At 66.5% G+C, this 23,684-nt stretch carries 28 protein-coding genes and 1 pseudogene; 14 read left to right on the forward strand and 15 right to left on the reverse strand.

Features of this window, described 5'->3' with window-relative positions; all coding sequences use genetic code 11:
* Positions 1-70 precede the first annotated feature (70 nt).
* Positions 71-427, reverse strand: a complete 357-nt coding sequence (locus tag NATOC_RS15235; protein ID WP_015322369.1) for a hypothetical protein — start codon at positions 425-427, stop codon at positions 71-73.
* Positions 428-506: 79 nt separating this feature from the next.
* On the opposite strand from NATOC_RS15235, the gene NATOC_RS21995 reads away from it, so the two are divergent.
* Entirely contained in the window at positions 507-683 is a 177-nt protein-coding gene (locus tag NATOC_RS21995; RefSeq protein WP_015322370.1) for a hypothetical protein, read from the forward strand.
* 1,001 nt (positions 684-1,684) lie between these two features.
* Here the strand turns inward: NATOC_RS21995 and NATOC_RS15240 are convergent.
* A complete protein-coding gene (locus tag NATOC_RS15240; RefSeq protein WP_015322372.1) occupies positions 1,685-2,065 on the reverse strand; it encodes a CopG family ribbon-helix-helix protein in 381 nt (126 codons plus the stop codon).
* 115 nt (positions 2,066-2,180) lie between these two features.
* Between NATOC_RS15240 and NATOC_RS15245 the strand changes: the two genes are divergently transcribed.
* Together NATOC_RS15245 and NATOC_RS15250 are read left to right on the forward strand one after the other, a co-directional pair.
* Positions 2,181-2,549, forward strand: coding sequence for an SHOCT domain-containing protein (locus tag NATOC_RS15245; protein ID WP_015322373.1), 369 nt, complete (start codon positions 2,181-2,183; stop codon positions 2,547-2,549).
* 144 nt (positions 2,550-2,693) lie between these two features.
* Positions 2,694-3,872: a tyrosine-type recombinase/integrase gene (locus NATOC_RS15250; RefSeq protein ID WP_015322374.1), complete on the forward strand. Its 1,179-nt coding sequence runs from the start codon at positions 2,694-2,696 to the stop codon at positions 3,870-3,872.
* A gap of 194 nt (positions 3,873-4,066) precedes the next feature.
* Here NATOC_RS15250 and NATOC_RS15255 read toward each other — a convergent pair whose 3' ends face one another.
* From NATOC_RS15255 to NATOC_RS15295, 9 genes are all read right to left on the reverse strand, one after another.
* Positions 4,067-5,542, reverse strand: coding sequence for a monovalent cation/H+ antiporter subunit D family protein (locus NATOC_RS15255; protein ID WP_015322375.1), 1,476 nt, complete (start codon positions 5,540-5,542; stop codon positions 4,067-4,069).
* 102 nt (positions 5,543-5,644) lie between these two features.
* Positions 5,645-7,474: a Na(+)/H(+) antiporter subunit D gene (locus NATOC_RS15260; protein ID WP_015322377.1), complete on the reverse strand. Its 1,830-nt coding sequence runs from the start codon at positions 7,472-7,474 to the stop codon at positions 5,645-5,647.
* Positions 7,474-9,162 (reverse strand): cation:proton antiporter, encoded by a 1,689-nt coding sequence (locus tag NATOC_RS15265; protein WP_015322378.1) that lies wholly within the window; start codon positions 9,160-9,162, stop codon positions 7,474-7,476. The genes NATOC_RS15260 and NATOC_RS15265 overlap by 1 nt, the downstream gene beginning before the upstream one ends.
* The gene (locus tag NATOC_RS15270) at positions 9,155-9,547 is read right to left on the reverse strand and encodes a sodium:proton antiporter (RefSeq protein ID WP_015322379.1); all 393 of its coding nucleotides are present in this window, start codon (positions 9,545-9,547) and stop codon (positions 9,155-9,157) included. The genes NATOC_RS15265 and NATOC_RS15270 overlap by 8 nt, the downstream gene beginning before the upstream one ends.
* Positions 9,544-10,260 carry an MnhB domain-containing protein gene (locus NATOC_RS15275; protein ID WP_015322380.1) on the reverse strand — a complete coding sequence of 239 codons (717 nt, stop codon included), beginning with the start codon at positions 10,258-10,260 and terminating at the stop codon, positions 9,544-9,546. The genes NATOC_RS15270 and NATOC_RS15275 overlap by 4 nt, the downstream gene beginning before the upstream one ends.
* On the reverse strand, positions 10,257-10,877 hold the full coding sequence (locus tag NATOC_RS15280; protein WP_015322381.1) for a DUF4040 domain-containing protein: 621 nt from the start codon (positions 10,875-10,877) through the stop codon (positions 10,257-10,259). Before NATOC_RS15280 ends, NATOC_RS15275 begins: the two co-directional genes overlap by 4 nt.
* Positions 10,874-11,215 carry a monovalent cation/H(+) antiporter subunit G gene (mnhG, locus tag NATOC_RS15285; RefSeq protein ID WP_015322382.1) on the reverse strand — a complete coding sequence of 114 codons (342 nt, stop codon included), beginning with the start codon at positions 11,213-11,215 and terminating at the stop codon, positions 10,874-10,876. Before mnhG ends, NATOC_RS15280 begins: the two co-directional genes overlap by 4 nt.
* Positions 11,212-11,496 carry a cation:proton antiporter gene (locus tag NATOC_RS15290; protein ID WP_015322383.1) on the reverse strand — a complete coding sequence of 95 codons (285 nt, stop codon included), beginning with the start codon at positions 11,494-11,496 and terminating at the stop codon, positions 11,212-11,214. The genes mnhG and NATOC_RS15290 overlap by 4 nt, the downstream gene beginning before the upstream one ends.
* The gene (locus NATOC_RS15295) at positions 11,489-12,565 is read right to left on the reverse strand and encodes a monovalent cation/H+ antiporter subunit E (RefSeq protein ID WP_015322384.1); all 1,077 of its coding nucleotides are present in this window, start codon (positions 12,563-12,565) and stop codon (positions 11,489-11,491) included. The genes NATOC_RS15290 and NATOC_RS15295 overlap by 8 nt, the downstream gene beginning before the upstream one ends.
* Positions 12,566-13,095: 530 nt before the next feature.
* Here NATOC_RS15295 and NATOC_RS15300 point away from each other — a divergent pair.
* The 5 genes from NATOC_RS15300 (at position 13,096) to NATOC_RS15320 (ending at position 16,735) form a co-directional block, all read left to right on the forward strand.
* Positions 13,096-13,278: a CbtB domain-containing protein gene (locus NATOC_RS15300; RefSeq protein ID WP_015322385.1), complete on the forward strand. Its 183-nt coding sequence runs from the start codon at positions 13,096-13,098 to the stop codon at positions 13,276-13,278.
* A 4-nt stretch (positions 13,279-13,282) separates the two neighbouring features.
* Complete coding sequence (locus NATOC_RS15305) at positions 13,283-14,017, forward strand: CbtA family protein (protein ID WP_015322386.1); 735 nt, start codon at positions 13,283-13,285, stop codon at positions 14,015-14,017.
* A 2-nt stretch (positions 14,018-14,019) separates the two neighbouring features.
* Positions 14,020-14,400 (forward strand): (2Fe-2S) ferredoxin domain-containing protein, encoded by a 381-nt coding sequence (locus NATOC_RS15310; protein WP_015322387.1) that lies wholly within the window; start codon positions 14,020-14,022, stop codon positions 14,398-14,400.
* 26 nt (positions 14,401-14,426) lie between these two features.
* Complete coding sequence (locus NATOC_RS15315; protein WP_015322388.1) at positions 14,427-15,599, forward strand: thiolase family protein; 1,173 nt, start codon at positions 14,427-14,429, stop codon at positions 15,597-15,599.
* Positions 15,600-15,664: 65 nt separating this feature from the next.
* Entirely contained in the window at positions 15,665-16,735 is a 1,071-nt protein-coding gene (locus NATOC_RS15320) for a quinone-dependent dihydroorotate dehydrogenase (RefSeq protein WP_015322389.1), read from the forward strand.
* A gap of 21 nt (positions 16,736-16,756) precedes the next feature.
* On the opposite strand, the gene NATOC_RS15325 is transcribed toward NATOC_RS15320, so the two are convergent.
* Complete coding sequence (locus NATOC_RS15325; protein WP_015322390.1) at positions 16,757-18,130, reverse strand: dihydroorotase; 1,374 nt, start codon at positions 18,128-18,130, stop codon at positions 16,757-16,759.
* Between the two features lie 280 nt (positions 18,131-18,410).
* On the opposite strand from NATOC_RS15325, the gene NATOC_RS15330 reads away from it, so the two are divergent.
* Entirely contained in the window at positions 18,411-19,076 is a 666-nt protein-coding gene (locus NATOC_RS15330; RefSeq protein WP_015322391.1) for a 2,5-diamino-6-(ribosylamino)-4(3H)-pyrimidinone 5'-phosphate reductase, read from the forward strand.
* A 45-nt stretch (positions 19,077-19,121) separates the two neighbouring features.
* Entirely contained in the window at positions 19,122-19,655 is a 534-nt protein-coding gene (gene msrA, locus NATOC_RS15335) for a peptide-methionine (S)-S-oxide reductase MsrA (protein ID WP_015322392.1), read from the forward strand.
* Positions 19,656-20,003: 348 nt separating this feature from the next.
* Here msrA and NATOC_RS15340 read toward each other — a convergent pair whose 3' ends face one another.
* Complete coding sequence (locus NATOC_RS15340; RefSeq protein WP_049888809.1) at positions 20,004-20,264, reverse strand: hypothetical protein; 261 nt, start codon at positions 20,262-20,264, stop codon at positions 20,004-20,006.
* A gap of 218 nt (positions 20,265-20,482) precedes the next feature.
* Here NATOC_RS15340 and NATOC_RS23310 point away from each other — a divergent pair.
* A pseudogene (locus NATOC_RS23310) lies at positions 20,483-20,614 on the forward strand (helix-turn-helix domain-containing protein); the annotation flags it as partial.
* A 13-nt stretch (positions 20,615-20,627) separates the two neighbouring features.
* Here NATOC_RS23310 and NATOC_RS15345 read toward each other — a convergent pair.
* Positions 20,628-20,867: a DUF7127 family protein gene (locus tag NATOC_RS15345; RefSeq protein ID WP_049888810.1), complete on the reverse strand. Its 240-nt coding sequence runs from the start codon at positions 20,865-20,867 to the stop codon at positions 20,628-20,630.
* A gap of 168 nt (positions 20,868-21,035) precedes the next feature.
* On the opposite strand from NATOC_RS15345, the gene NATOC_RS15350 reads away from it, so the two are divergent.
* Both NATOC_RS15350 and NATOC_RS15355 read left to right on the forward strand, forming a co-directional pair.
* On the forward strand, positions 21,036-21,461 hold the full coding sequence (locus NATOC_RS15350) for a CBS domain-containing protein (protein ID WP_015322393.1): 426 nt from the start codon (positions 21,036-21,038) through the stop codon (positions 21,459-21,461).
* Between the two features lie 291 nt (positions 21,462-21,752).
* Positions 21,753-22,514 carry an ABC transporter ATP-binding protein gene (locus NATOC_RS15355; RefSeq protein ID WP_015322394.1) on the forward strand — a complete coding sequence of 254 codons (762 nt, stop codon included), beginning with the start codon at positions 21,753-21,755 and terminating at the stop codon, positions 22,512-22,514.
* Positions 22,515-22,527: 13 nt separating this feature from the next.
* Here NATOC_RS15355 and NATOC_RS15360 read toward each other — a convergent pair whose 3' ends face one another.
* The gene (locus NATOC_RS15360) at positions 22,528-22,884 is read right to left on the reverse strand and encodes a transcriptional regulator (protein ID WP_015322395.1); all 357 of its coding nucleotides are present in this window, start codon (positions 22,882-22,884) and stop codon (positions 22,528-22,530) included.
* Positions 22,885-22,979: 95 nt separating this feature from the next.
* Between NATOC_RS15360 and NATOC_RS15365 the strand changes: the two genes are divergently transcribed.
* Positions 22,980-23,672, forward strand: a complete 693-nt coding sequence (locus tag NATOC_RS15365; protein ID WP_015322396.1) for a cob(I)yrinic acid a,c-diamide adenosyltransferase — start codon at positions 22,980-22,982, stop codon at positions 23,670-23,672.
* Positions 23,673-23,684 lie beyond the last annotated feature (12 nt).

The raw sequence follows: 23,684 nt of genomic DNA on the forward strand, positions 1-23,684 counted from the left end.
CCGCGTTCCCGGTACAACCGCCGCCCGGGTCGCGGTTGCGCCGGAACTGACGGACAGCAAACCGTATGACTCACTCGAGGTCGGGAACGGGAACAACGACGACCGGCCAGCGCTCCGCCTCGAGCAGCGCCCGCCGCTCGGGCTCGAGGACGTCGCTCGACCCTACGATCACCTCGTCGGGCTCGATCGTCGCGGCAACCTCGCACAGCACCGAGCCGGAGCCGTCCTCGCGGAGCTCGGTCTCGACGTCGGCGCCGACGAGCCGAACCGACGCGACGTTCAGTGCCTCTTGCCCGTCGCGTCTTGCGGTTTCGTCGCCCGGCTCGACCGGCGCGACGATCGTCACGTCGTCGACGAGTTCGTCCTCGAGATAGTCACAGATCGCCGCAGTCGCGTGTACGGAGTCGGTCCCGACCAGCCGATGCATACCGAGGCTTGGGCGAGCCGTGCCAAAAGGTTCGTCCTCGAAACTCGTTTCACTCGCGACGGACGTAGCCTCCATACTCATGGAGGCGAGCCACACGCATCGTCGGATCCCCCGGGTCGGCGGGATCGCGGTCGCCAGCGCCGCCGGCCGTACGAGTTTCGAGTTCGGCGAGGACGCGACGCCGACGGCCGACCTATCCACGCTGAGCGCGACCTGGCGCGGGCGGGATCCGACCGGTGCGGTGACGCTGCAGTGACTCGACGCCGAGGACGTCGGGAAGTGAGTCACCTTCCTCGGAGAATGCGGGTCGGCGACCGGCTGGTGCCGCTGGTCGCCAGCATCAGCGACCACGAGCTCCGCAGGATGGAGTACTGCGGAACCCCGAGGACGCCCCGTTTTTCTACAGGCGGAGCAAGCCGAGTGCCTCGGGGTCGTACGGAAATTAAAGATTTCCGTGATCAAGCGAACCCGGAGGGTTCGCGGACCTCGCGGGATCTTCGATCCCGCTCAGTGACGAGACACCGAAGGCGTCTCGAACCACTTGACCCCGAGCGGTTCACTCGCTGTTCGACAACGTACAGACCACCGGGCTGACTGGGCTTTGACGTCGGCGACAAGGAGCGCCCGTGAGCGACACCTCCACGTGATCGACGTCGAACTCGAAGCGGACGGCGCCCGACGATTCGAGGTCCGGACGGGGAAACGATCGATCGGACCATCGCGAGCCCGGCTCACACCGGGTTCGGCTCGCTGAGAGCGCGACGACGCCCGTTCGACGCTCGCTGGAGCGCGGTCGCCACGGAGCCAGTTTCGTATCGTCGTAAGTGGTTTATCCCAGGGGGCGACGACAGTTCGTTTGCGATTCGTCGCGCGAGCCGGCAATCGGTCGGCCACCGAATCGGCTTGCCGGAATCCGACTGCACCGAAACCGGTCCGTTCGGTCAGAACGGACGCTTCAACCGGAGACGAGGACGGCGTCGCGGCGCCGTCGACGGAGACCCGGCCCCTGGGGTCGAAACCGAACGACCCCCGCCGACGCTCAACCGTCGGCTTGTCGTCCTCGGGTCGCCGAGATTTCAGAGCCGACTCCTCGACTCCGCGGGTGCCGCCCGGTGCTTGGCACCCCACTTACGGACCCGATCCGCTGGAAGAAGTCGGATTTCCGTTCGGTTCCGTTCCCGGGCGTCGCAACGCCGATACTGCACGGACGCTTTCGGAGCCCGATAGATGGATCGGCGGTACCGAACCGTTCGCGAGCTACAGGAACATGAACCGAACCCGTCGTACGCCGTCAAAATCCTTCAGCCGGTAGATGAGCTGTCTGACCCGTTCGGCCTCGCCGTCGACGAACACCGTCTCGAGACACCACTCGCCCCGGTGGGCGTGGCTGGTCGAGATGATCGCCTCCTGGTAGTCGTGCTGGACGTCGTGGAGTCGCTCGATCACTCGCTCGTGCTCGTAGTCGAAGACGATGACGCCCGTTACGGAGCCGGTCGTCGTCTCGAGAGTCCGGTGGCGCTCGACGTACTCGGCCATCGCCTCGCGAACGGCTCGCGACCGCGAGTCGAGCCCCTCGGCCTGCCAGGTCGCGTCGAACTCCGCGAGGATCTCGTCCGGAACGGCGAGACTTGTGCGCATAGTCGCTCCACGGTCGCCGGGTCCATTACCGCTTCTCTTCGAGGCGACCGCCTCGACCGTCTCGTGCTCGGCCGACTCCCCCCATAGTTATTTCCGTCACCGACCTAGTTCGAGTATGGGCAGCGACGGCGGCTACAGCCTCACCGAGATCTTCGCCATCAAGTTCGTGCTGGCCGATATCGTTATCATCGCCGCCCTGCTTTTCGCCGGGCCGATCTACGCGGTCGCGATCACCGTTCTGCTGGTCATCAGCGTCTTTCTCGTCTGGTATCTCACCGAGCGAGTGGGAAGCGACGAGGACGCCGACGCCCAGCCCGCCCCCGAGCCGGCCGACCCCGTCACCGAGCTGCAGAACCGCTACGCCGCCGGCGAGCTCTCGGAGGCCGAGTTCGAGGCGAAACTCGAGCGCCTGCTCGACTCGAACGAGCGGGCCGAGCGGGCGGGCGTCGAGACCCGCGAGCTCTCCCTCGAGCGCGAGCAGTAGGGAGCCAGATTTAGGGTGGTCCGACGGTACTGTTCCAAACGAGATGTACGCCGGCGAGGACCCGAATCGAATCGAGCGACGGTGCCCTCGAGTCCGACGGTCACACCCTCGTTCGCCGGAGCACGACGTGGGGGTAGGGATCGCGTGACCGATATCGCGATCGCCGACGCCGTCGACGGCTACCTCGAGCGGAAGGCGCTCGGCGACCCCGACGGCTCCGGCGCGGGAACCTACGCCGCGAACGCCGAATCCGTCCTCCGGCGATGGGTCGACTGGCTCGACGCCGAACACGATCTTCGGTCGCTCTCGGCGCTCGAAACCGACCAGATGCGGGCTTACGCCGAGACGCTCCGGGCTCGGACCGACGAGGGGACCTACGCGGCCTCGACGGCTCGCACCTACTACGCGGTCGTCCGGGCCTTCCTCTCGTGGTGCGTTCGGAGCGGGCTCCGCGACACGAACCCCGCCGCAGTCGAGGACGTCGCGGCCGCGCTGCCGCCGACCGTCGACGGCGACGCCGACGCCGAACCGGGCTGGACCGCCGACCGACGGCACGTCCTCGAGCGCCACGTCCGCGAGCGCGCGATCGCCGCGACGAGCGAGGACCGCGACCGCGAAACCCGTCGCGACCGCCTGCGGGAGTACGCCCTGGTCGCGCTCTTTCTCTACTCGGACGTGCGGGGTAGCGAGCTGTTCCGGGTCCCTAGGGACGACCGACGAACGGGTGCGGTCTGGGACGACGTCGACTTCTACACCGGAACGATCCGCGTCCTCGGTCGCTCCCAGCGACTCGAGGAGGTGCTGCTGTCGGCTGCGGTTCGGACCCCGCTGCGGCGGTACCGGGTCGCGCTCGATCCGCCGTCGAACGACTGGCCGCTGTTCCCGACGCGTCACGCCCCCTCGATCGCCCGTCGAGTCCGGGAGGTGCTCCGGGCACGGGGCCACGATGCGGAGGCGATCGACACCCTGCTCGCGGACGCGACGGCGACGGAACTGGCTCGCGAGCGATCGATCGCCCCGCCGGCGATCACCACCGAGGGGGCCCGATCGGTGCTCAAACGGCTGTGTCGAGAAGCGGGGCTCGAGGTCGATGGCGACTCCCCGACGCCGCGGGGCGTCAGGGACGACAGCCGGGGCGACGGCCGATACCGCCGCGAGGCGACGTCCGCGAGTCCGGCGCTGCGGGCCTCGGTCATGGAGCGGTCGATCGTGGTGTCGGCGTCTCGGGAAGGGCCCGGATCGATCGTCGACGTCCCAGCTCGGGTCGTCCGCAGCGAGGAACGTGACGCGGGCGGCGAACCCGAAGCCGACCCGGAGCCGTAACGCGTCGCTGTTCTCGAGTCGACGCCCGTCGCCGCCACACCGCTTTCCTCGAACGGCGAGCGCTCGAGCCCACACTCTTCACAGCCGGGCGGTGGTCGGTGAGCGCGCTACGCCCCGTTCTCAAGGACGATGAGTAGGGCAGGCTCGTTCACCGGAGAAAAAACGGCCGAGAACGGAGCCGCAGTCCGCCGTGGCTAGGCGACCAGTCGATCGACGGACGTGCTGATCGCGTCCTGGATCTCCGCGGAGGCGAACCCGAGGGTCAGGCCGAGCGCGGCTCCGATGACGATGGCGATCAGCATCCCTTTCGTGATCGCGGCCGGATCCACGTCTTTCCCATCGAAGGGATGGAAGTAGATCCGGTTGATGAAGGGCAGGATGTACCCCGCCGATAGCAGCGTGCTGCCGAGGACGAGCAGGGAGACGACCCACATCCCCTCCTCGAAGGCCCCCAGCGCGATGTACCACTTGCCGACGAACCCGACCGTCGGTGGCAGGCCGATCATCGCGATCCCGAGCACGGCGAAGGCGCCGGCCATGACCGGTGCGCGCTTCGCGACGCCGGCGTACTCCTCGAGCGTGCGGATGCCGCCGAAGCGAAGCGCGAACATCCCGGCCAGCACGAACAGCGAGGCCTTGACGATTCCGTGGCCGAAGATCTGTAGGATGGAGCCGAAGACCGCGGTCTCGTTTGCGATCGCGATGCCGACGAAGATGAGCCCGAACTGCGAGACCGTCGAGTAGGCCAGTACGAGCTTGATGTGGTCCTGCAGGAGCGCGAAGAAACTCCCGGCAAAGAGGCTAAAGAGCGCAGCGACCAGCAGCATGTTCCCGATCGCAGGGTTGGCCGCCAGGAAGTCGAGCGTGTAGACGGTAAAGAGCACGCGGACGAAGGCGTACATCGCGACGGCGGGCACGAGCGCCGAGATGACGGCACTGATCCCGTCCGGAGCGGAGGCGTGGGCGTCTGCTAGCCAGGTGTGGACCGGGAACAGCGCGATCTTGATCGCGAGCCCGACTGCTATCAGGATGAACGCGGCGGTCACCACGGGGTCGGTGTAGCCGACGTCGGCCAGCAGCTCCGGCAGCATTCGCATTGTCAGCGTCCCGGTCGAAGCAAGTATCAGCGCGACGCCGAGCAGGTAGAAACCGGCGCCGACGGTACCGACCAGCAGGTACTTGAACGCCGCGTAGGTCGACCACCGGTACTTCGAGGACGCGACCAGGGCGTAGGAGGAGATCGCCATGATCTCGAGGAAGACGTACATGTTGAACAGGTCGCCGGTGAGCAAGATGCCGAGCATTCCACCGACCAGCAGGAGGAAACCGCCGTAGAAGGCGTTCCCTCGCGGACCGTCCACACGCGTATAGACGAGCACGCCGAGACAGACGAGCAACACGAGCAGGATGACGACGACCGAGAACTCGTCGGCAAACAGCTCGATCCCGACCGGAACCTCGACACCACCCAGCTCGTGGCTCAGCTGTCGATCGTCGGTTTGCGTGATCATCCACGCGAGCGCGGCCGACATCGCGAGCGTCGCGGTGACGATTACGCTGGCGAACGCCCAGCCGACGTTTTTCCACCGGATGGTCGCGGCGATCGGCACCGAGGCCGAGATCAGCGGCAGGAGGACGATGATGGCCAGCAGCCAGCTGTACTCCTCCATACTAGCTCACCTCCATCGAGCCGCCGTTGTGGTCGGAGCCGTGTTCGCGTTCGCTACCCCGTCGAGCCGTCTCCGTCGTCTCCGTTAGGTTCCCCGTCATTGTTAGATGAAGAGTGCGACAGCGAGTGCAAGTGTGAGCACGCCTGCGGCCACGTAAACCGTCAGGCCGACACCGAGCTTGCCGCCGGTCTTCCCGGGCGTGTCCTCGTACCGGCGGTCGTAGGCGTCCCGCCAGCGGTCGGGAATCGTTCCTCGAATAGCCGTGTTCGGGTCGTGGATGGCACCGATGAGCCGCCAGCCGGTGCCGACGACCAGGTCGTTGACCCGGTTGTAGACGGCGCCGATACCTCCCGAGAGCCCGCGTGTGCCGTAGAACGTCGCCGGATCGTAGATCTGGTCGACGTCGAACCCGCCGTGAAGCCGATCCATGATCGGCTTACCGAGGACGAAGATCGCGATCCCCCCGGCGGCGAGATAGCTGGCCTTGAACAGATGGGCGGACGAGTAGGGGTTGAGATCGAGCTCGCCGGACATCGGCAGGTACGGAACCAGTGCCTGGTAGTAGACGCCGAAGACGATACAGGCGGCAGCGACGGCACCGGAGACGACCGCGTGACCGAGGTTTGCGTCGGTCGTCTCGATCGGGTCGCCGTCCAGGAAGGCGTAGTAGCCGAACTTGATGAACGACGCGAACGTGCCCATGCTGCCGATCACGATCATCCAGAACAGGACGTCGATTGAGAAGTCGCCGAAGATGACGAGATCGGAAGCGAAGTCGTAGTCGGCGGCGTCCATCACCATCCCCTTGCTGATGAAGCCGTTGAAGCCGGGGACGCCGCTAATCGACATGGCGCCGATGAGGAAGACGACCAGCGCGATCGGGGCGGAGGTCCCGACCGCCCCGAAGTTGTCGAGCCGATTCTCCTTCAGCTGGAGGATCAGGATGCCGGCGGCCATGAACAACAGCCCCTTGTAGAGGATGTGGTTGAACAGGTGGGCGAACGCGCCGGCAATTCCGAGGGCGGAGCCGACGCCGATGCCGGCGAGCATGATTCCGACCTGGGACTGGATGTGATAGGACAGCAGCCGTCGCATGTCCTTCTGTGCCAGTGCGAAGCTCGCCCCGTAGATCGCCATCCCGGCGCCGACGAACGCGAGCACGACGTTCCCGTCGGGGAACGCACGGTAGGCGGCGTAGACGGCCGACTTCGTGGTGTAACAGGCGAGGAAGACCGACGTGGCGACGTGGGGCTGCGGGTAGGTGTCGGGCAGCCAGCTGTGGAGCCCGATCATCGCCGTGTTGACACCGATCCCGACGCCGGCGAGGACGGCGGCCAGCGAAACCGTGCTCCCGGCGACCTCGATTGGAACGCCGCCGATCCCCGTCCCGTCGAAGTGGAGGGCGGTCGGGCTCGGATCGACTGCGAACAGGTAGAGCACGACCCCGGCCAGCAGAAGGCTCCCGCCGATACCGTGTGCGATCGCGTAGCGATAGCCCGCCCGCACCGCGGTCCCGCCGGAGAGCCAGACGAAGATGGTGCTCGTGATGGCCATCACTTCCCAGCCGACGACCAGTCCGAGCCAGTCGCCGACCGTGACCGTCCAGATCGACGGTGCGACGTAGGCCAACCCCCACAGAAGGTGGCGGTTGTCGGTGTCGGCGAAGTACGCCCACGCGACCGCGGCGGCGCCGAACCCGCCGAAGATGATCGCCATCAGCCTCGAGAAGTCGTCGACTGCCACGACGATGATCTCGAGGCCCATGAACGTGTACGTCGGACCCACGCCGTCGGGGACGAGCAGCGCCCAGGCAACGACGGCCAGCAGCGAGGCGACGCTGACGCCGTGGGCGATTCGCCGGGAGGCGAACGGTACGATCAGGGCCGCAACGGCGACGATCAGCGCCGGCGGGATCGAGAGTAGTTCGTTCATTATTCAGACACCTCCATTGCTCCGTCGACGATTCCTTCGATGAGGTCGAAGAAGACGACGTAGTCCGGAGCCATACCGAACAGGAGCATCAACGTCGCGGTAGTCATCAGCGGAACGAGCAGCAACGGCGTCGTCTCCCCGCCGCGCCAGTCCGAGCGGTCCCATCCGCCCGCCGGCGGGAGGTCGGGGTGACCGTGGTGGTCGTGGTCCTCGTGCTGTGCTTCGTCGTCCGGAGACGTGCCTCCGTCCGGACGGTACGCGCGTTCGCCGGGCGAGCCGCCGAAGGGGTTGTCGAGCACCGGCTTCTCGCCGGCGGCGTCCTCGGACTCGAAGAACGCCGTGTAGACGACCGGCCAGAAGTAGCCGACGTTCAGCGCGCCCGAAAGGACGAGCAGCGGGGCGACCAGCAGGTAGCCCGCTTCGGCCCCGCCCCAGATGAGGTGCCACTTGCTGACGAAACCGGCAAGCAGCGGAATGCCGGCCATGCTGAAGCTGGCGAGGCCGAACGCGCTCATCGTGATCGGCATCCGCTTGCCGACCCCGGCCATCTCACTGATGTACTTGACGTCGAGCTGGACGTACAGCGCGCCGGCACACAGGAACAGCGTCAGCTTCGAGAACGCGTGTGCCGGGATGTGGAGTAACCCGCCCATCAGCCCCATCTGGGACAGCAAGGAGAGTCCGAGCACGATGTACGACAGTTGCGCGATCGTCGAGTACGCCAGTCGTGCCTTGAGGTTGTCCTGCCGGAGCGCGAACAGACTCGCGATGAGGATCGTCGCGCCGGCGGCGATCGTCAGTGGCAGCCCCATGCCGATATCGGCGACCGTCCCGGGTCCGAAGACGTCGATTACGGTCCGGGCGATACCGAACGCGCCGGCTTTGACGACCGCGACCGCGTGCAGTAGCCCCGAAACCGGCGTCGGCGCGACCATCGCGCTGGGCAGCCAGGAGTGAAGCGGCATCACGCCCGCCTTCACCGCAAAGCCACCGGCAAGCAGCGCGAAGGCCCCGCGTGCGGCCCACGGATCGGCTGCCGCAACGTCGGCGAGTCCCTCGATGCCGCCTCGAGTGAACGCGATACTGCCGGTCAGCCAGTAGATCGCGAGCATTCCGCCGAATATCGCCAGTCCGCCGGAGAGCGCGTACGCGAGGTATTTGTATCCCGAAACGCGGGCCTCCTCGGATTCGTCGTGGGCGACCAGCGGATAGGTCGCGAGCGTCAGCACCTCGTAGAAGACCAGCAGCATGAACAGGTTCGACGCGAACGCGACGCCCAGCGCCGCGCCGACGCTGGCACACAGCATCGCGAAGAAGCGTGTCTGGAACGGCTCGTGATGGCCGCGCATGTAGCCGATGCTGTAGACGGCGGTGATGACGTAGAGGCCGCTAGCGACGAGGGCAAAGAGCATACCGAGCTCGTCGGCCCGTAACATGAGCTCGATACCCTCGACGAAGAATCCGAGGTCGGTTTCGTGGACTCGTCCCTCAAGGACGTCCGGGACCATGCTGGCGACGATCCCGAACATCGTCACGGCGGCGAGGATCGACCACGCCTCCCGGACGTTGGGTCGGTTCTTCGAGAGGAAGATGAGTCCGACAGTGAGAAGCGGGACGAGCAGTACGGCGAGCGGTCGCAGCGAGTCGACGGTCTCGGTTCCGGCGCTCGCAACGATCGCCTCAGTCATCGCTTTCACCTCCGGTCTCCGTGCTGTTGTTGCCCTCGCTGGCGGCGATCTTCGCTTCGATCTCGCGAGTGTCTAAGGTTCCGAACTCCGAGTAGAGCCGGATCACGAGCGCGAGCGCGAGCGCCGTCAGCGAAACACCGACGACAATCGCCGTCAGAACGAGCACGTGAACGATCGGGTTGGAGTAGGGTTCGCCGAGCCCGATGATCGGCGGGTTCGAGTCCTCGACGTAGCCGATCGTCACGAGCATCAGATAGACCGAAATCTGGGCGAAGTTGAGCCCGATGACCTTCTTGATGAGGTTCGGGTTGTCGATCATCATGTACGTCCCGATCAGGAACAGCGTGAACGCTGTCAGATAGTAGTGATAGGTTCCCTCGATCACGCGTCGTCACCTCCGGTTTCGGTGTCGCTTTTGCTTGTTGTTTTCTCGGCCTTCTCGTAGCCGGCAGCGAGCCAGATCACGAGTCCGGTGATCACGCCGCTGACGAGGGCGGCGATCGCGACCTCGGCGAGCTTGACCATGTCTTCGACCGTTAGCGGAAAGACGAACAGCTCGAGGATCGCGCCCCCGAGCGGGACCGCGGCGACGGCGATCCCCCCGAACAGGAACGCGCCGAGCACGAACAGCCCGGCCAGCCCCCGTGGATCGATCCATTGCCGAGTCGGGTCGAAGCCGAACGCCAGCCCGATCAGCACGATCGCCGACGCCATCACGACGCCGCCCTGGAACGCGCCACCGGGAAGGCTAGTTCCGAACAGGGTCAAGTAGACGCCGAACGCCACGACGAACGGCGTCAGGATCCGGGCGACCGTCTTGACGACTGGCGTCTGGATGACCGGCGACGTGGTTTCTTCGACCTGTTCGTCGACGACCGCCCCGGAGCGGGCGTCCTCGGCAGTATCCTGTGTGTCCGTCCGCGGCTGCTCTTCGGTAACCGCCTCCTTCGGATCGGGGTCGTCCTCGGGAACGTAGCCGTGAACGTCCTCGTCGGCGGCATCGGCGTCGGTGCCGCCGTCGGGGCGCAGCTCCGTGGCACGGTCCGTTCCGTCGCCACTATCCGTGATATCCCGGGGCGTCTCATCGGTGCCAGTCATAGGATGTCCTCCCGTTCGAGTACGATGAGAATGCTCACTGCTGCGGCGAACGCGACGATAAGTTCGCCGAGCGTGTCCAGGCCGCGGTAGACGACCAGCACCGCGACGACCGCGTTGGGGAATCCGGCCTCTTCGAGCGTGTTCTCGATGTAGTGGCCGTACGGTGTGAGTTCGCCGTCGGCGTACGTCTCGACGACCGCGGGCGCGTTCTCGGCACCGACGGGTTCGAGCGAGAAGATAACATAACCCAGCGGAATCGCGAGGGAGCCGACTAACACCAGCGCCGGCACGTTGATCGGACGGAACGCCCCGCCCTCATCAACGGTGCTCCCGCCGTCGGTTTCGGCGGTTCGAGCGCCGGTTTCTTCGCTCTCGCCGGACATGCCCGTCGTTTTCATCACGGTGATCAGGAAGAGGACCGACGTGACGCCGGCGCCAACCGCCGCTTCGATCAGCGCGACGTCCGGCGCGGCCAGTAGTACCCAGATCACCGCGATTCCGAGGGTGAACGCGGCGAACGTAACGATCGCGCCGACGATGTCACGCGCGAACGCGACGAACACCGCGGCTGCGACGACGAACAGTATTAGTGCAAACTCGACTCCGAGCCACATCATGGCGAGTCACCTCCGCTTTCCGCGGCGGAATCGTTCTCGTCGGTCGTCCAGACCTCGACGTCCTGACTGTACGCGGCGCGGGTGATCGAGTGGGCCGCCGTCGGGTTCGTGATGTAGATGAACACGAGCAGCAGGCCCGCTCGAAGCACCTCGCCTGCGGTACCGAAGTAGATCCCGACGGCGACGATCGTGAACCCGGCGCCGAGGGTGTCGGCCTTGGTCGCCGCGTGCGAGCGCGTGTAGACGTCCGGAAGACGGAGTACGCCGACGGCGGCGACCAGCGTGAAGAACACGCCAAACGCCACGAAGAGTACGATGACGGCCGTTGTCAGCGTCATCGCCACTTCACCTCCTCGGTCCGGTAGGAGAACCGACCGACCGCCAGACTCAGGACGAAGTTGAGGATGGCGTAGACGATGGCGATATCCAGGTACTCCGGTCGATCGAGTCCGGCGGCGATCAGTGCCAGGATGATGACGGTGCTGGTCCCGATCACGTTGATCGCAACTACCCGATCGTGCGTCGTTGGGCCGACTACGACGCGGTACAACACCGCGATCGCAAGCACCACGACGACCGCCGCGCCGAGTACCATGGCCGCGTTGGCGAGATCAGTCATCGGTCTCACCTCCGGATTCCGTTCCTGCACCCGGTCCGGCTCCGGCTACGGCGTCGGTCGACTGTACGACCGGCTCGATGTCGTCTCGAGCGATCGGACCGGGGAGATCGGTCCCGTCACGGCCGTAAAAGAGGAACCGGACCGCCCGCTCGTGAACGCCCTTCGCGAGGTCCTCGCGCGCCGAGGGAGCCAGCGAGTGGACGAGCAGTTCGCTTCCGACGGTATCGACCGTCAGCGTCCCCGGCGTCAGCGTGATGCTGTTGGCGAAGGCGGTAACGGAGAGGCCGTCGCCGACCGCGGCGTCGACCCGATCGAGACAGGGGTCGATCGGCAGCGACGGATGCAAAACGACGTAGGCGAACTGGACGTTGGCCTTGATGATCTCCCACAGCAGGTAGGGGACGAACAGCACGCCGCGGCCAAGCGTCGCCAGCGCGGGGCCGACGTGGGGCGTCCGCTCGAACGCGACGTTTCGCAGGAGTACGGCGGTTATCAGCGCGGTCACAGCTCCGGTCCAAAGCGCGAACGGATAGGTCGGACCACCCAGCGCGACGTAGAACGCGAACGCGACAACTGCGATAAAACCGCCGCGAATCAGCTCCGGACCGGTCGGTCGCCAGCTGCTCGAGACCGGCGAGACCTCGTACCGGATGTTCGATTCGGCCAGCACCGTCTCCATGTTCTGCAGCACGTGCGCGGTCGAGTCGACGGAGTAGTCGGGATCGATAATCACCCGATCGAGATCGTGCTCCGCGACGTAGTCGACCAGCAGTTCGAAGTGGCTCACCGGGTCGGCGAAGTACTCGTTGGTTCCAAGCAGGTTCGCCCGGACCGCGACGCCGTTTCCGGCTACTTCGGTCGCGTACCTCTCGGCCGTCGAAAGGAGTTTCTCGTCACGCTGGAGACCCTCGCGGCCGACGTGGTGACCGGGGGCCGTGAGGACAAGGTGAACGGCACCGTCGCCGTCTCCCTTCCTGACCATGTCGACGGCGTACTCGACCGTTTCCTCGAGCGTCGGCGATGGGCTCACCGGAACGAGGACGCCGTTCGTGGCGCTCACGCTGTCCACCTCCGTCGGTACTTCCGATCCGAACCGATCGAGCGACGCAGGGGGGTACTCGATGCGGGCGTTCGATCGTCGGTCCTACAGGAGACCGCTTGTCGGACGGCCACCGTGTCCGACAGCGGTACGTGCAGTCGTTTAGCTGCCACCGCAGATCCCTCCTGGTGACCGTCGTTTGCTACTCATAGCTCTCTTCTCGTTAGTCGGACCAAGCGCCAGACGTAGGAAAACTATTTCGTTATCCGCCGGCACGACGGGAATCGATAAACAAACGGAAGCAAAGCGATATTGTCTTCACTTGATAGCCGATACCGAATTTCGGTTTTCGAATGTTATATTCTGGAGAGTCAGGTCGCGTGGACCGGACGCACACTCCCGGTCCGGGCGCGGACTCCCCGACGCTCCGGCCGCGTGTCTTCTGGCCCATTTTTCCGCTGGAACGGAGGGCGATACACCCCCCCCTCCGCAAGGTCGGACGGTTCGACATCGAACCCCAACCTTTACAACTGCAGTTTCAGTAGACAAACCTGATTTGCATGACTCGAGAGACCGTTGCCGACCGAATCGACGCCGCACGTGCGATGCTAACGCCAATACAGGCCGCAACCGGCCTGACGTTCGCCACGGGGATCGCGTTCGTTCTCGTGTTCCTGCAGGACCCGCTCGCACACGACGCGATGCACAACTTCCGCCACGCGGCGGGAATCACCTGCCACTGAACCGATGCTCTACGACTACCTCCGCCGGGGTGTGCAGGCGGGTGCGATCGCCGGCCTCGCGTACGGACTGTTCATGGCGTTCGTCGCGAATCCGCTCAGCGAGTACCTCCACCACGCACAACACGACCACGGTCACGATCACCACGACCACGCCCACACCGTCTCCGAGACGACGACGGCGATCGTCAGCGTCGGGAGCGGCGTCCTCTGGGCGATCTTCCTCGGCGGCGTCTTCGCGATCGCGGTGTACTTCCTCGAGCCGGCGCTTCCCGGCCGCGGTGCGGGCAGCACGTTCGTCCTCGCCGGCGCCGGATTCCTGACCGTGTCGGCGACACCGTGGCTCGTCCTCCCGCCAGCGGCCCCCGGCGCGGAACAGCTGTATACCGTCGAGTTGCGACTGGCAATCTACGCCGGACTCGTCGCGCTCGGCGCGCTCGTCTCGGCCACAGCGATCGGTTCGTACAGACGGGGCGCGTCCCGACACCGGGCGCTCGGAGTCGTCGCCGCCGCGGCCCCGATCGTCGCGACCACGGTCGTCCTTTCGACTGTCGCGCCGACGGTCGTAAGCCACCCCGACCTGGCCGGCGAGCTCGTCTCGGCGTACCAGGCGATGGCCGCGCTGAGTCAGGCCGCAATCTGGGCGATCCTCGCCGCGTCGGTGAGCTGGCTTGAACGTCGTGACGCGACCTCGACAGCCGGTGTCGCCGGCCCGAACGACCGCCGCTCGACGAGCCCCTGACCATGCAACGACGAACGACCCGACAGCGGGAACGTCTCGGCGCGTGCGTGTTCATCTGTACGAACGACCGCGACTCCGACTACGCCTGCTGTAGTGACGCCGGTGCCGAGGAGACGCTCGCGGCAGTCAACTCCTGGCTCCGCGAGCGTGGTGCGTTCTGGTCGCCGGTCGGCGTCACGACGACCGGCTGCCTCGGCCTCTGTAGCGCGGACGGTACGGCGATCGCGATCCAGCCCCGCGACGAGTGGTACGCCGACGTCACTCCCGAGGACGTGCCCGCGCTGCTCGAACGCGAGTTCGGCCCGGACGCCGACTCGATCGACGAGCGGGCGGCCGACGCGGACGGGAGCGATTCGCTCGGTGTGACCCACCCCGACGATTGATCCTGCTGGATGTCGTGGCTCGTCGTATGCCAGGCGAGATCGTCGTCGTCGACGGCGCACGGACGCCCCACGGAACGCTTCTCGGCTCCCTCGCCGGGGTTGGCCCCGTCGAGCTCGGCCGAACGGCCCTTGACGGCCTGCTCGAGCGAACTGCCGTGTCCGGGGAAGAGATCGACTGGGTGGCACTCGGTAATGCGATCCAGGCCGGAATCGGACAGGTCCCGGGCCGACAGGCCGTCGTCGAGTCCGAGCTGCCAAACGAGACGCAGGTGACGACGGTCAACGAGGCCTCGGGGTCGGGGCTGCGGGCGATCGCGCTGGCGGTCGACCGAATCGAGGTCGGACGGGCCGAGTTCGCGGTCGCCGGCGGCTTCGAATCGATGACCAACGCCCCCTGGATTCTGCCGGACTACCGGAAGGGACGGCGCCACGGCGACGCGACGTTGAAGGATTCAATGATCATGGACTCGCTGTGGGACGTCAACCTCGACGTCCACATGGGCGAGATCACCGAGCGACTCGTCGATCGCGAGGACGTCTCCCGGGAAGCCCAGGACGAGTACGCCCTCGGGAGCCACCGCCGTGCGGCCGACGCGATCGAGACGGGCGCGTTCGACGACGAGATCGTCCCCGTCGAGACGGGAGGGGAGACGGTCGACACGGACGAGGGACCGCGTCCCGACTCGACGCTGTCGGATCTGGCCGAACTTCCCGCCTCCTTTCGCGAGGACGGGACGGTCACCCCGGGCAACGCCTCGAAGCTCAGCGACGGCGCCGGGATGGTGTTGCTCGCCGACGCGGACGCCGCGGCCGATCGCGGACTCGAGCCGATGGCTCGGCTCGTCGACTACGAGCTGGTCTATCGCGACCCCGACGAGTTCAACGAGGCGGTCGGCGACGTCGTCGCGAGCCTGCTCGCGGATAACGAGCTCGCGGTTTCGGACGTCGACGCGTTCTGGATCAACGAGGCGTTCGCGGCCCAGTCGGTGTACGTCATGGAGCGGCTCGGGATCCCGCGCGAGAAGATGAATCCCTCGGGCGGAGCGATCGCCTTCGGTCACCCGATCGGCGCCTCCGGTGGAATGCTGACGACCAGCCTGGCATACCAACTCCGGGACGATCCGGACGTCGAGCGCGGCCTCGTCGGAATGAGCGTCGGCGGGGGCGGGGCGATCATGGCATTGCTCGAGCGCGTCTGAACCGCCATCGTGCCGAGACAGGGGTTTCGAGGGGTTTACCTATCCGCTGTTCCCAGTGGTTATCAATGACGCTGTACTCGCGAGTTCGCCCGCTCGCGTTCAAACTCCCTGCCGAGACGGCCCACACGCTCGGGAAACGGGCGTTGCGTGCCGCCCAGTCGACGTGGCTGACGCGGGCGGCACTCGCCTCGAACTACCGGTACGCGCATCCGGCACTCGAGACCGAGCTGTTCGGCAGTCGGTTTCCGAACCCGGTCGGGGTAGCCGCGGGGTTCGACAAGAACGCCGAGGTGACTCACGCCCTCGAGGCGCTCGGGTTCGGGTTCGTCGAGGTCGGGACGGTGACGCCGTACCCCCAGGCCGGAAACGATCGCCCGCGGCTGTTCCGGCTCCGGACGGACGAGGCGATGATCAATCGAATGGGGTTCAACGGGCAGGGGATGGAGCGGGTTCGGGCCCGGCTCGAACGACGCGGACCGCCCCAGGTTCCCCTCGGAGTCAACATCGGGAAGATGAACTCCTCGGACGAGGACGAGGCGATCGAGGACTACCGGCGCGTGTTCGATCGGCTCGCACCCTTCGCCGACTACGTCGTCGTCAACGTCTCCTGTCCGAACACGCCCGACGAGTTCGACGAGGCCTCGCCCGACCACCTCCACTCGATCTTCGAGACGCTCGCGGCCGAGAACGACGACGACGTTCCGATCCTCGTCAAGATCGGCCCCGACTCGCCGGAGGACTCGATGCTCGAGCTGCTCGGGATCGTCGAGGACCACGACCTCGACGGGATCGTCGCGACGAACACGACCACCGGCCGCGAGGGCGTCAACTCGCCGAAGGCCGCGGAGCGGGGCGGGCTCAGCGGGGCGCCGCTGGCGGAGCGCTCGACCGAGGTGATCCGGACGCTGGCGAGAAACGCGGACGACGATCTGCCAATCGTCGGCGTCGGGGGCGTCGACTCGGCCGAGGGCGCCTACGAGAAGATCCGCGCGGGCGCCTCGCTCGTCCAGCTCTACACCGGGTTCGTCTACGGCGGGCCCGGGACAGCCAGACGGATCAACCAGGGACTCGTCGACCTGCTCGAGCAGGACGGCTTTTCCTCGGTCGAGGACGCGGTCGGAGCCGACCTCGAGTAGCGGTTGGCCGGTCGTCTGCCCTCAGGAGCCGTCGACGTCGACCCGTGTCCCGTACCCCGACTCGCCGACGACGCTCCCGTCCTCGTAGACGACCTCGCCGCGGACGACCGTCGCGATCGGTTTCCCGGTGAACGACTCGCCGATAAAGGGCGTCACGCAGTTTTTCGAGTGTAACTCGTCAGCGCTCTCGAGGGTCCACTCCTGATCGGGGTCGACGATCGTGAAGTCGGCGTCGGTGCCGATCTGGAGCGACCCCTTCTGGGGGTACATCCCCCACACCTGCGCCGGCCGAGTCGAGTGGCGACGCACCCACTCCTCGAGGGAGAGCCGTCCTTCGTCGACGAAGCTGAGCGCGACGGACACCTCGGTCTCGAGGCCGACGAACCCCGAGCTTGCCTCCCAGGTGTTCCCGAACGGGTCGTCGACTTTCTTCTCCTCGGGGGTGTGGGGCGCGTGGTCGGTCGCGATACAGTCGATCGCGCCGCCGTCCATACCGACCGTCCAGAGGCGCTCTCGCTCGTCGGCGTCGCGGATCGGCGGCTGGATCCGGGCGACGTTGCCCTTCTCGTGCATGACGTCCTCGGTGAACCAGAGGTAGTGGGGCGTCGTCTCCGCGGTGACGTCGACGCCTCGATCCTTCCCGCGGGCGACGGCCTCGGCCGCCGACCCCGAGGAGACGTGGAACATGTGAATCGACGCGTCGGTCTCCGCGGCGAAGGTGAGCATCCGCTCGACGGCCTCCCGTTCGGCGATCACGGGCCTCGAGTGAGAGTGGTCGATCGGCTCGTTGCGTCCCTCGCGTTTGAACCGCTCGGTGTAGTGGTCGATGATCTCGCCGTTCTCCTCGTGAAAGCCCAGCCGCTTGCCGGTCTCGGCGATCCGCTCCATCGCCTCAAGGATCTCGCCGTCGGTCGGCGGCGGGACGTCCCCGACCGTCGAGCCCAGGAAGATCTTGTACCCTAACACGCCGGTTGCGTCGAGCTCGGGGATCAGCTCTATGTTCTCGCTCGTGACGACCGCGTAGCTCTGGAAGTCGACGTGGGCGCCGTCCTCGCCCCGTTCGTACTTCAGCTCGAGGTGTTCGGGGCGATCGATGACGGGATCGGTGTTTGGCATCCCGACGACGGTCGTCACGCCGCCGGCAGCCGCGGCCCGCGTGGCCGACTCCCAGTCTTCCTTGTACTCGAGGCCCGGCTCGCGGTTGTGAATGTGACAGTCGACGACGCCGGGCGCGAGGACGCCCCCCTCGCCGTCGAGGACCCGGTCGGCGTCGGGGAGGCGATCGCTCCGCGCGAGGGCGGTGATCGTTCCGTCCTCGACGGCGACGCCGGCGTCGGGGGTCCGTCCGGCGGGGGTGACGACGGTGCAGTTTCGCACGACGAGATCCGCGCTCATGGGGAGTACCTATCCGCGAGGTCCGGATATAGCTTCTGTTGGCGCGAGCGAGCGGTCACGAGGACGCGGTGGCGTCACGTTCCGGTGGTGAGGAGAGTACTGAGACGCCACTCGTGCAATCCTGGAGTTGGACCCAACTAACCTATTGTAGCTGGTGTAGCTTAGCCAGATAAGGTAGTTGGAATAGGTGCCTATTGTATCTCACCACCGTCCGGTTCGACGAGTTCGTCCGAACGCCTTCACCCGCGGGTTCTTTAGGATCGCTCCCCCAGCGAACGGTATGCACGTCGTCGTCAACGCCGCCGTCAGCGCGGACGGAAAACTCTCCTCGAGACGCCGCGAACAGATCGCGATCAGCGGCGACGCCGACTTCGCGCGGATGGACCGCCTCCGAGCGGAAAGCGACGCCGTCGTCGTCGGCGTCGGCACCGTCCTCGCGGACGACCCCCACCTCACCGTCAAAGACGAGACGCTGATCGACGAGCGACGCCAGCGGGGCGACCCGGCCCATCCCGCGCGCGTGGTCGTGGACTCGACGGGCCGAACGCCGCTGGACGCGGCCGTCCTCGACGACGCGGCGACGACCTACGTCTGTACGAGCGAGCGGGCGACCATCGACGAGCGAATGGATCTAGCCGACCGCGCGGAGCTGATCACGGCCGGGGACGGTCGGGTCGATCTCCTGCGGGCGTTCGCGACGCTGCAGGAACAGGGGCTCGAACGGATCATGGTCGAGGGTGGCGGCGAGCTCATCTTCTCGCTGTTCGAGGACGGCCTCGTCGACGAGCTGCGAGTCTTCGTCGGCCCGAAACTCATCGGCGGACGCGACGCCCCGACGCTTGCCGACGGTGAGGGCTTTATCGCCGACTTTCCGATCCTCGAACTCGAGAGCCTCGAGCGGGTCGGCGAGGGGGCGCTGTTGACCTGGCGGACGGCCGACGGCTGAGGCCGTCCCGTCAGGTCTTTGCGCGCTCGTCTCCTACGGCCGAGCATGGAACGAGCGACCTTCGGCGGCGGCTGTTTCTGGTGTGTCGAGGCGGCCTTCGAGCAGCTCGAGGGCGTCGACTCGGTGACCTCAGGGTACGCGGGCGGCCACACCGAGGACCCGACCTACGAGGCGGTCTGTTCGGGCTCGACCGGCCACGCGGAAGTCGTCCAGGTGGAGTACAACCCCGACGAGATCGCCTACGAGGACTTACTGGAGGTCTTCTTTACGGTCCACGACCCGACCACGAAGGACCGGGAAGGTCCCGACGTCGGCAGCCAGTACCGCTCGGCGATCTACGCCCACGACGAGGCCCAGCTCGAGACGGCCGAGGCGTTCGCCGACGAGCTCGAAGCGGAGGGCCTCTACGAGGGGATCGTCACGGAGATCGAGCCTCTCGATACGTTCTACGAGGCCGAGCAGTACCACCAGAACTATTTCGAGAAGAACCCGAACGACGCCTACTGTTCGATGCACGCGGCGCCGAAAGTCGAGACGGTCCGCGAGAAGTTCGGTGAGAACGTGGCTCCCGAACACTGATATCCTTCCACGACCGAAGTCGGAGGCTTTCCCCTCGAGTCTCTGCCGTGAGTCCGCTACACCCAACAGCTGGGAACCGACCCGGCATCGCTGTCGTACTCCTCGTCGAGCTGTTCGCCGTGCGCTCCCCGTTACAGAAGGCGAGGACTCACGACGTCAGCCGACAGAGAGTACCCGCTCGCCTCGGGACGGGTGCCGTTGCGCTCGAAATTCAGATACTGGGACACCGGAACGATGACCCCGCGGATCGGGATGTCGAGAGACCACGCCCCGAGGATCGAGCCGGGGGACGCGATCTCGTCCGTACAAATTCGGCCTCTTGAGCGGTATGGAGGGGGGTCGAAGCCCTCAGTCGGCTCCGTTAGCTCCGTCAGCGGGCTCCTCGATCTTGCCCTGACTTTCGAGGCCGTCCTCGAGAACGCTCCGCATAGTCGTGGCGGCAGCCGTACCGACGATCCGCTGGAGTTGCTGGACGGTCACGGTCTGGTTCTGGACCCCGTTCGCGATACCGAGAACGGCACCGCGGGCGGCGAACGCTTTCGCGAACCGGAGAGCGAGCCCTCTCCGAGGTTCGGTGGCGCCCGGAGCGCGACGGCCTCGTTCGCGCACTCGTCGATTCGCAGGCGAAGACCCTCGAAGCGAGCGGCGACACCGAGTGCTGGAGCCTGCGGCTGCGATTCGCGACCCACGAAGACCTCGCCGCGTTCAACGTGGCGATTATCGACGATGGCACATCTACAACCCTGCCCGCTCGACCAGGGACGCCTCGCTCACGGACGAGCAACGCGAAGCGCTCTTAGTGGCATACTACAACGTTCCGCGTTCCGCGGCGAACGACGCTCTCCGGACTCGCCGGCGGCGTCGGAATCAGCGACACCGCACTCTCTCAACGGATCCGACGGGGGATGGCGACGCCGATCGAACGAACGCTGTTGGCGGACGACCGACCCAACGGATAGCACCTCCGGATCGTCACTCGGAGATCGTCAATACGCCGTTGTTGGCCGTGACCTCGGTTGCACCCGCAGGCAGTTCGAACTCGAACTGCCGGTCGTCCATCACGACCAGCACCCGGTCGTCGACGACGTCGACTGACATGTCGGCGGCGTCGGAGCCGAAGTCGACGGTGATCACGCACCCGTCATCGCCCTCCATCTCGCGGACGACCGCATCGTCGGTGTGACCGTCTCGAAGCTGTTTTGGGACTCGCATGGTTCGGCTAGGTGCCCACCCACCGTAAGCACTGCCCCCGCAGCATCCGGCCGACCGACTTCAAGAAATTCCCACTGCAACCGATCAGTGAGCGCGTTCGGCGACCGCCTTGCTGCGCTCATTCGAAGGCCGTGCCGTCACAAAGGAACACGGCGTCGGTCGATCCGTATGCCAGTCGGTGAACTCGGTCCGGAAGATGTCGTAACTGCACAGCCAGACGACGATCTCGAGACGGTCGCCGAGCAGTTCGCCGAGGAGAACGTCGGCGCCGTCGTCGTCACCGAGGACGAGGAACCGGTCGGGATCCTCACCGACCGCGACGTCGCCCTCGCGGTTCCTAACAGCGACGACGTTGGCTCGGTCGCAGTTGAGGACGCGATGACCGCTGACCCGGCGATCCTCCAGGAGGACGACGAGGCCATCGCGATCTCGCGGGCGATCGAGCAGCACAACGCCCGTCGGTTCCCCGTCGTCGACGACGACGGCGCGCTGACGGGGATCGTGACGCTCGACGACCTCGTGGCGACGATCGGCGAACAGCTCGACGACGTCGCCGAGACGGTCGAGGTCCAGTCGCCGGGCTACAGCCCCTGACTTCCTCCCACGACTGAAGTCGTGGGCTTTCTCCTCGAACCTCTGTAACGCCGGTTCCGGTCGCAGTCGACTCCACTCCACGATCCGCTTTCGTTGCCGATCGTCCCGGGTAGCGACCGCTTTCGACCTGCGTCTCGGCTGGTTCGTCCGCGACAGTCGTGTCGTGGCGTCGTGCACCAGTCAAATCCGTTCGAGCCGTCCTCGAATCGCGTCGACCGAGGTAGTAAACCAATAGTTACGATATGGAAACCGGTCCGAAACAATGACCGCCGGAGCCGTCGTCCTCTCGTAATGAGCACCGATCGACCGGTTCGAGAAACGACACAGCCGACGGCCTCCCGGTCGCCAGAACGCGACGCGACGGCGGTCCGACTCGCGGCAGTCACCCACGAGTACGGCTCCGACGGCGGGTTCCGCTCGCGATCGGAGCGAACGGTGACCGCCCTCGAGGACGTCTCCGTTGCGCTCGGCAGCGGCGAGATCGTCGGCCTCGAGGGGCCAAGCGGGAGCGGGAAGTCGACGATCCTCCACGCCGTCGCCGGCCTGCTGGTGCCGACGGCGGGGAGGGTGACGGTCGAGGGCACCGACCTGACGGCGCTGTCGGCTCGCGAGCGAACTCGCCTCCGTCGCGAGCGGATCGGGATCGTCTTCCAGCGGTTCCACCTCCTGCCCTCGCTGTCCGCGCGGGCGAACGTCGCGCTCCCGCTGGTGCAGGACGGCGTCCCGAAACGAAAGCGCCGAGAACGGGCGACGGCGCTGCTCGAGCGGGTCGAACTTGGCGACCGGATCGAACACCTTCCCGGGGAGTTAAGCGGCGGCGAGTGCCAGCGGGTCGCGATCGCCCGGGCGCTGGCGACCGACCCCGACGTGATCGTCGCCGACGAGCCGACCGGCGAGCTCGATACCGCGACCGGACAGCGCGTCCTCGAGCTGCTGACCGAGATCGGCCGAGAGCGAGCGATGCTCGTCGCCTCCCACGACGCCGAGACCCTCGCTGCCGCCGATCGCGTCCTTGAGCTACGGGACGGCAGGATCGTCTCGGATGGACGGTAAACGGGGAGAGAAATCAGGAGTCCTGAGTCCAGAGACCGACCAGCGGGTCGCTCGAGCCGTCGACCTCGACCCGAATCGAACGATCGTCGTCGAGCGCGATCGCGACCCGCTCGAAGTCAGCGACGTAGCGGGACTTGCGGTGGCAGCTCCGACCGACTCCGGACGTTTCCCTGACCAGTCCGGCCTCGGTCAGTCGGTCGAGTTTCCGGTAGGTCGTCGAGAGCGGGCGCTCGATCTCCTCGGCCGTCTCCTCGACGGTCAGGGGCTCCTCGAGGGCCGCGATGATCTCCCGACACGCGTCGTCGGTCAACGCACTGAACACGTGTTCGCACGAGGGGGCGTCGTCCGACGAGGAGAACTCGAGTGGCATACGAGTACACGCGGGTTGGGAACGAAGCCTAAAGACACGTTTGGTCGGCCACGCGAGGGGGTAGCTACATGTAGGCTCCGGGCCAGGCCATCCGTATGAGCGACGACCGATCCGCGAACGGCGACGTCCTCGAGAACACGCCGGGCGAGGGACGAACGCCCGAAGCCGAACGCATCGAACCCGCGGCGCCCGAGTCGTTCGGGCTCGTCCAGGTCTGGTGGGGCGACGGAAAGGGAAAGACGACCGCCACGCTCGGAATGGGGATGCGCGCGGCCGGCCACGGCTACCGGGTTCATCTGCTCCAGTTCATGAAAGGCGGCGCCTCGAGCGTCGACGCCGTCCGCGGCGAGTACAACGCGATCGCCGCCCTACCGGGGATGAGCTACGAGAACCTCGGCCACTACGGCTGGCACGGGATGGCCGACGGCAGCGAGGACGCCGACCACCAGGCGGAGGCCGAAGCGGGGCTCGAGCGCGCCCGCGAGCTGCTCGCGGCGGCCGACGAGGCCGATCTCGCGGCGCCGATCGACCTCGCGGCCGAGCCCGAGGCGGGCGTCCACATGCTACTCCTCGACGAGGTGCTGTACGCGGTCGACCAGGAGCTGCTCGCCGAGGACGACGTCCTCGAGTTGCTCGACGACAAGCCCGACGACCTGGAGCTGGTGCTGTCGGGGAGCCACGCCGAGCCGTCGTACCTCGAGGAACGCGCGGACCTGATCACGAACGTTCGGAAGGTGAAACACCCGATCGAGGCGGGCCAGCGGGCGCGACAGGGGACGGAGTACTGACCGTTCTCCTGA

The organism is Natronococcus occultus SP4 (genome assembly GCF_000328685.1).
Lineage (GTDB): Archaea > Halobacteriota > Halobacteria > Halobacteriales > Natrialbaceae > Natronococcus > Natronococcus occultus.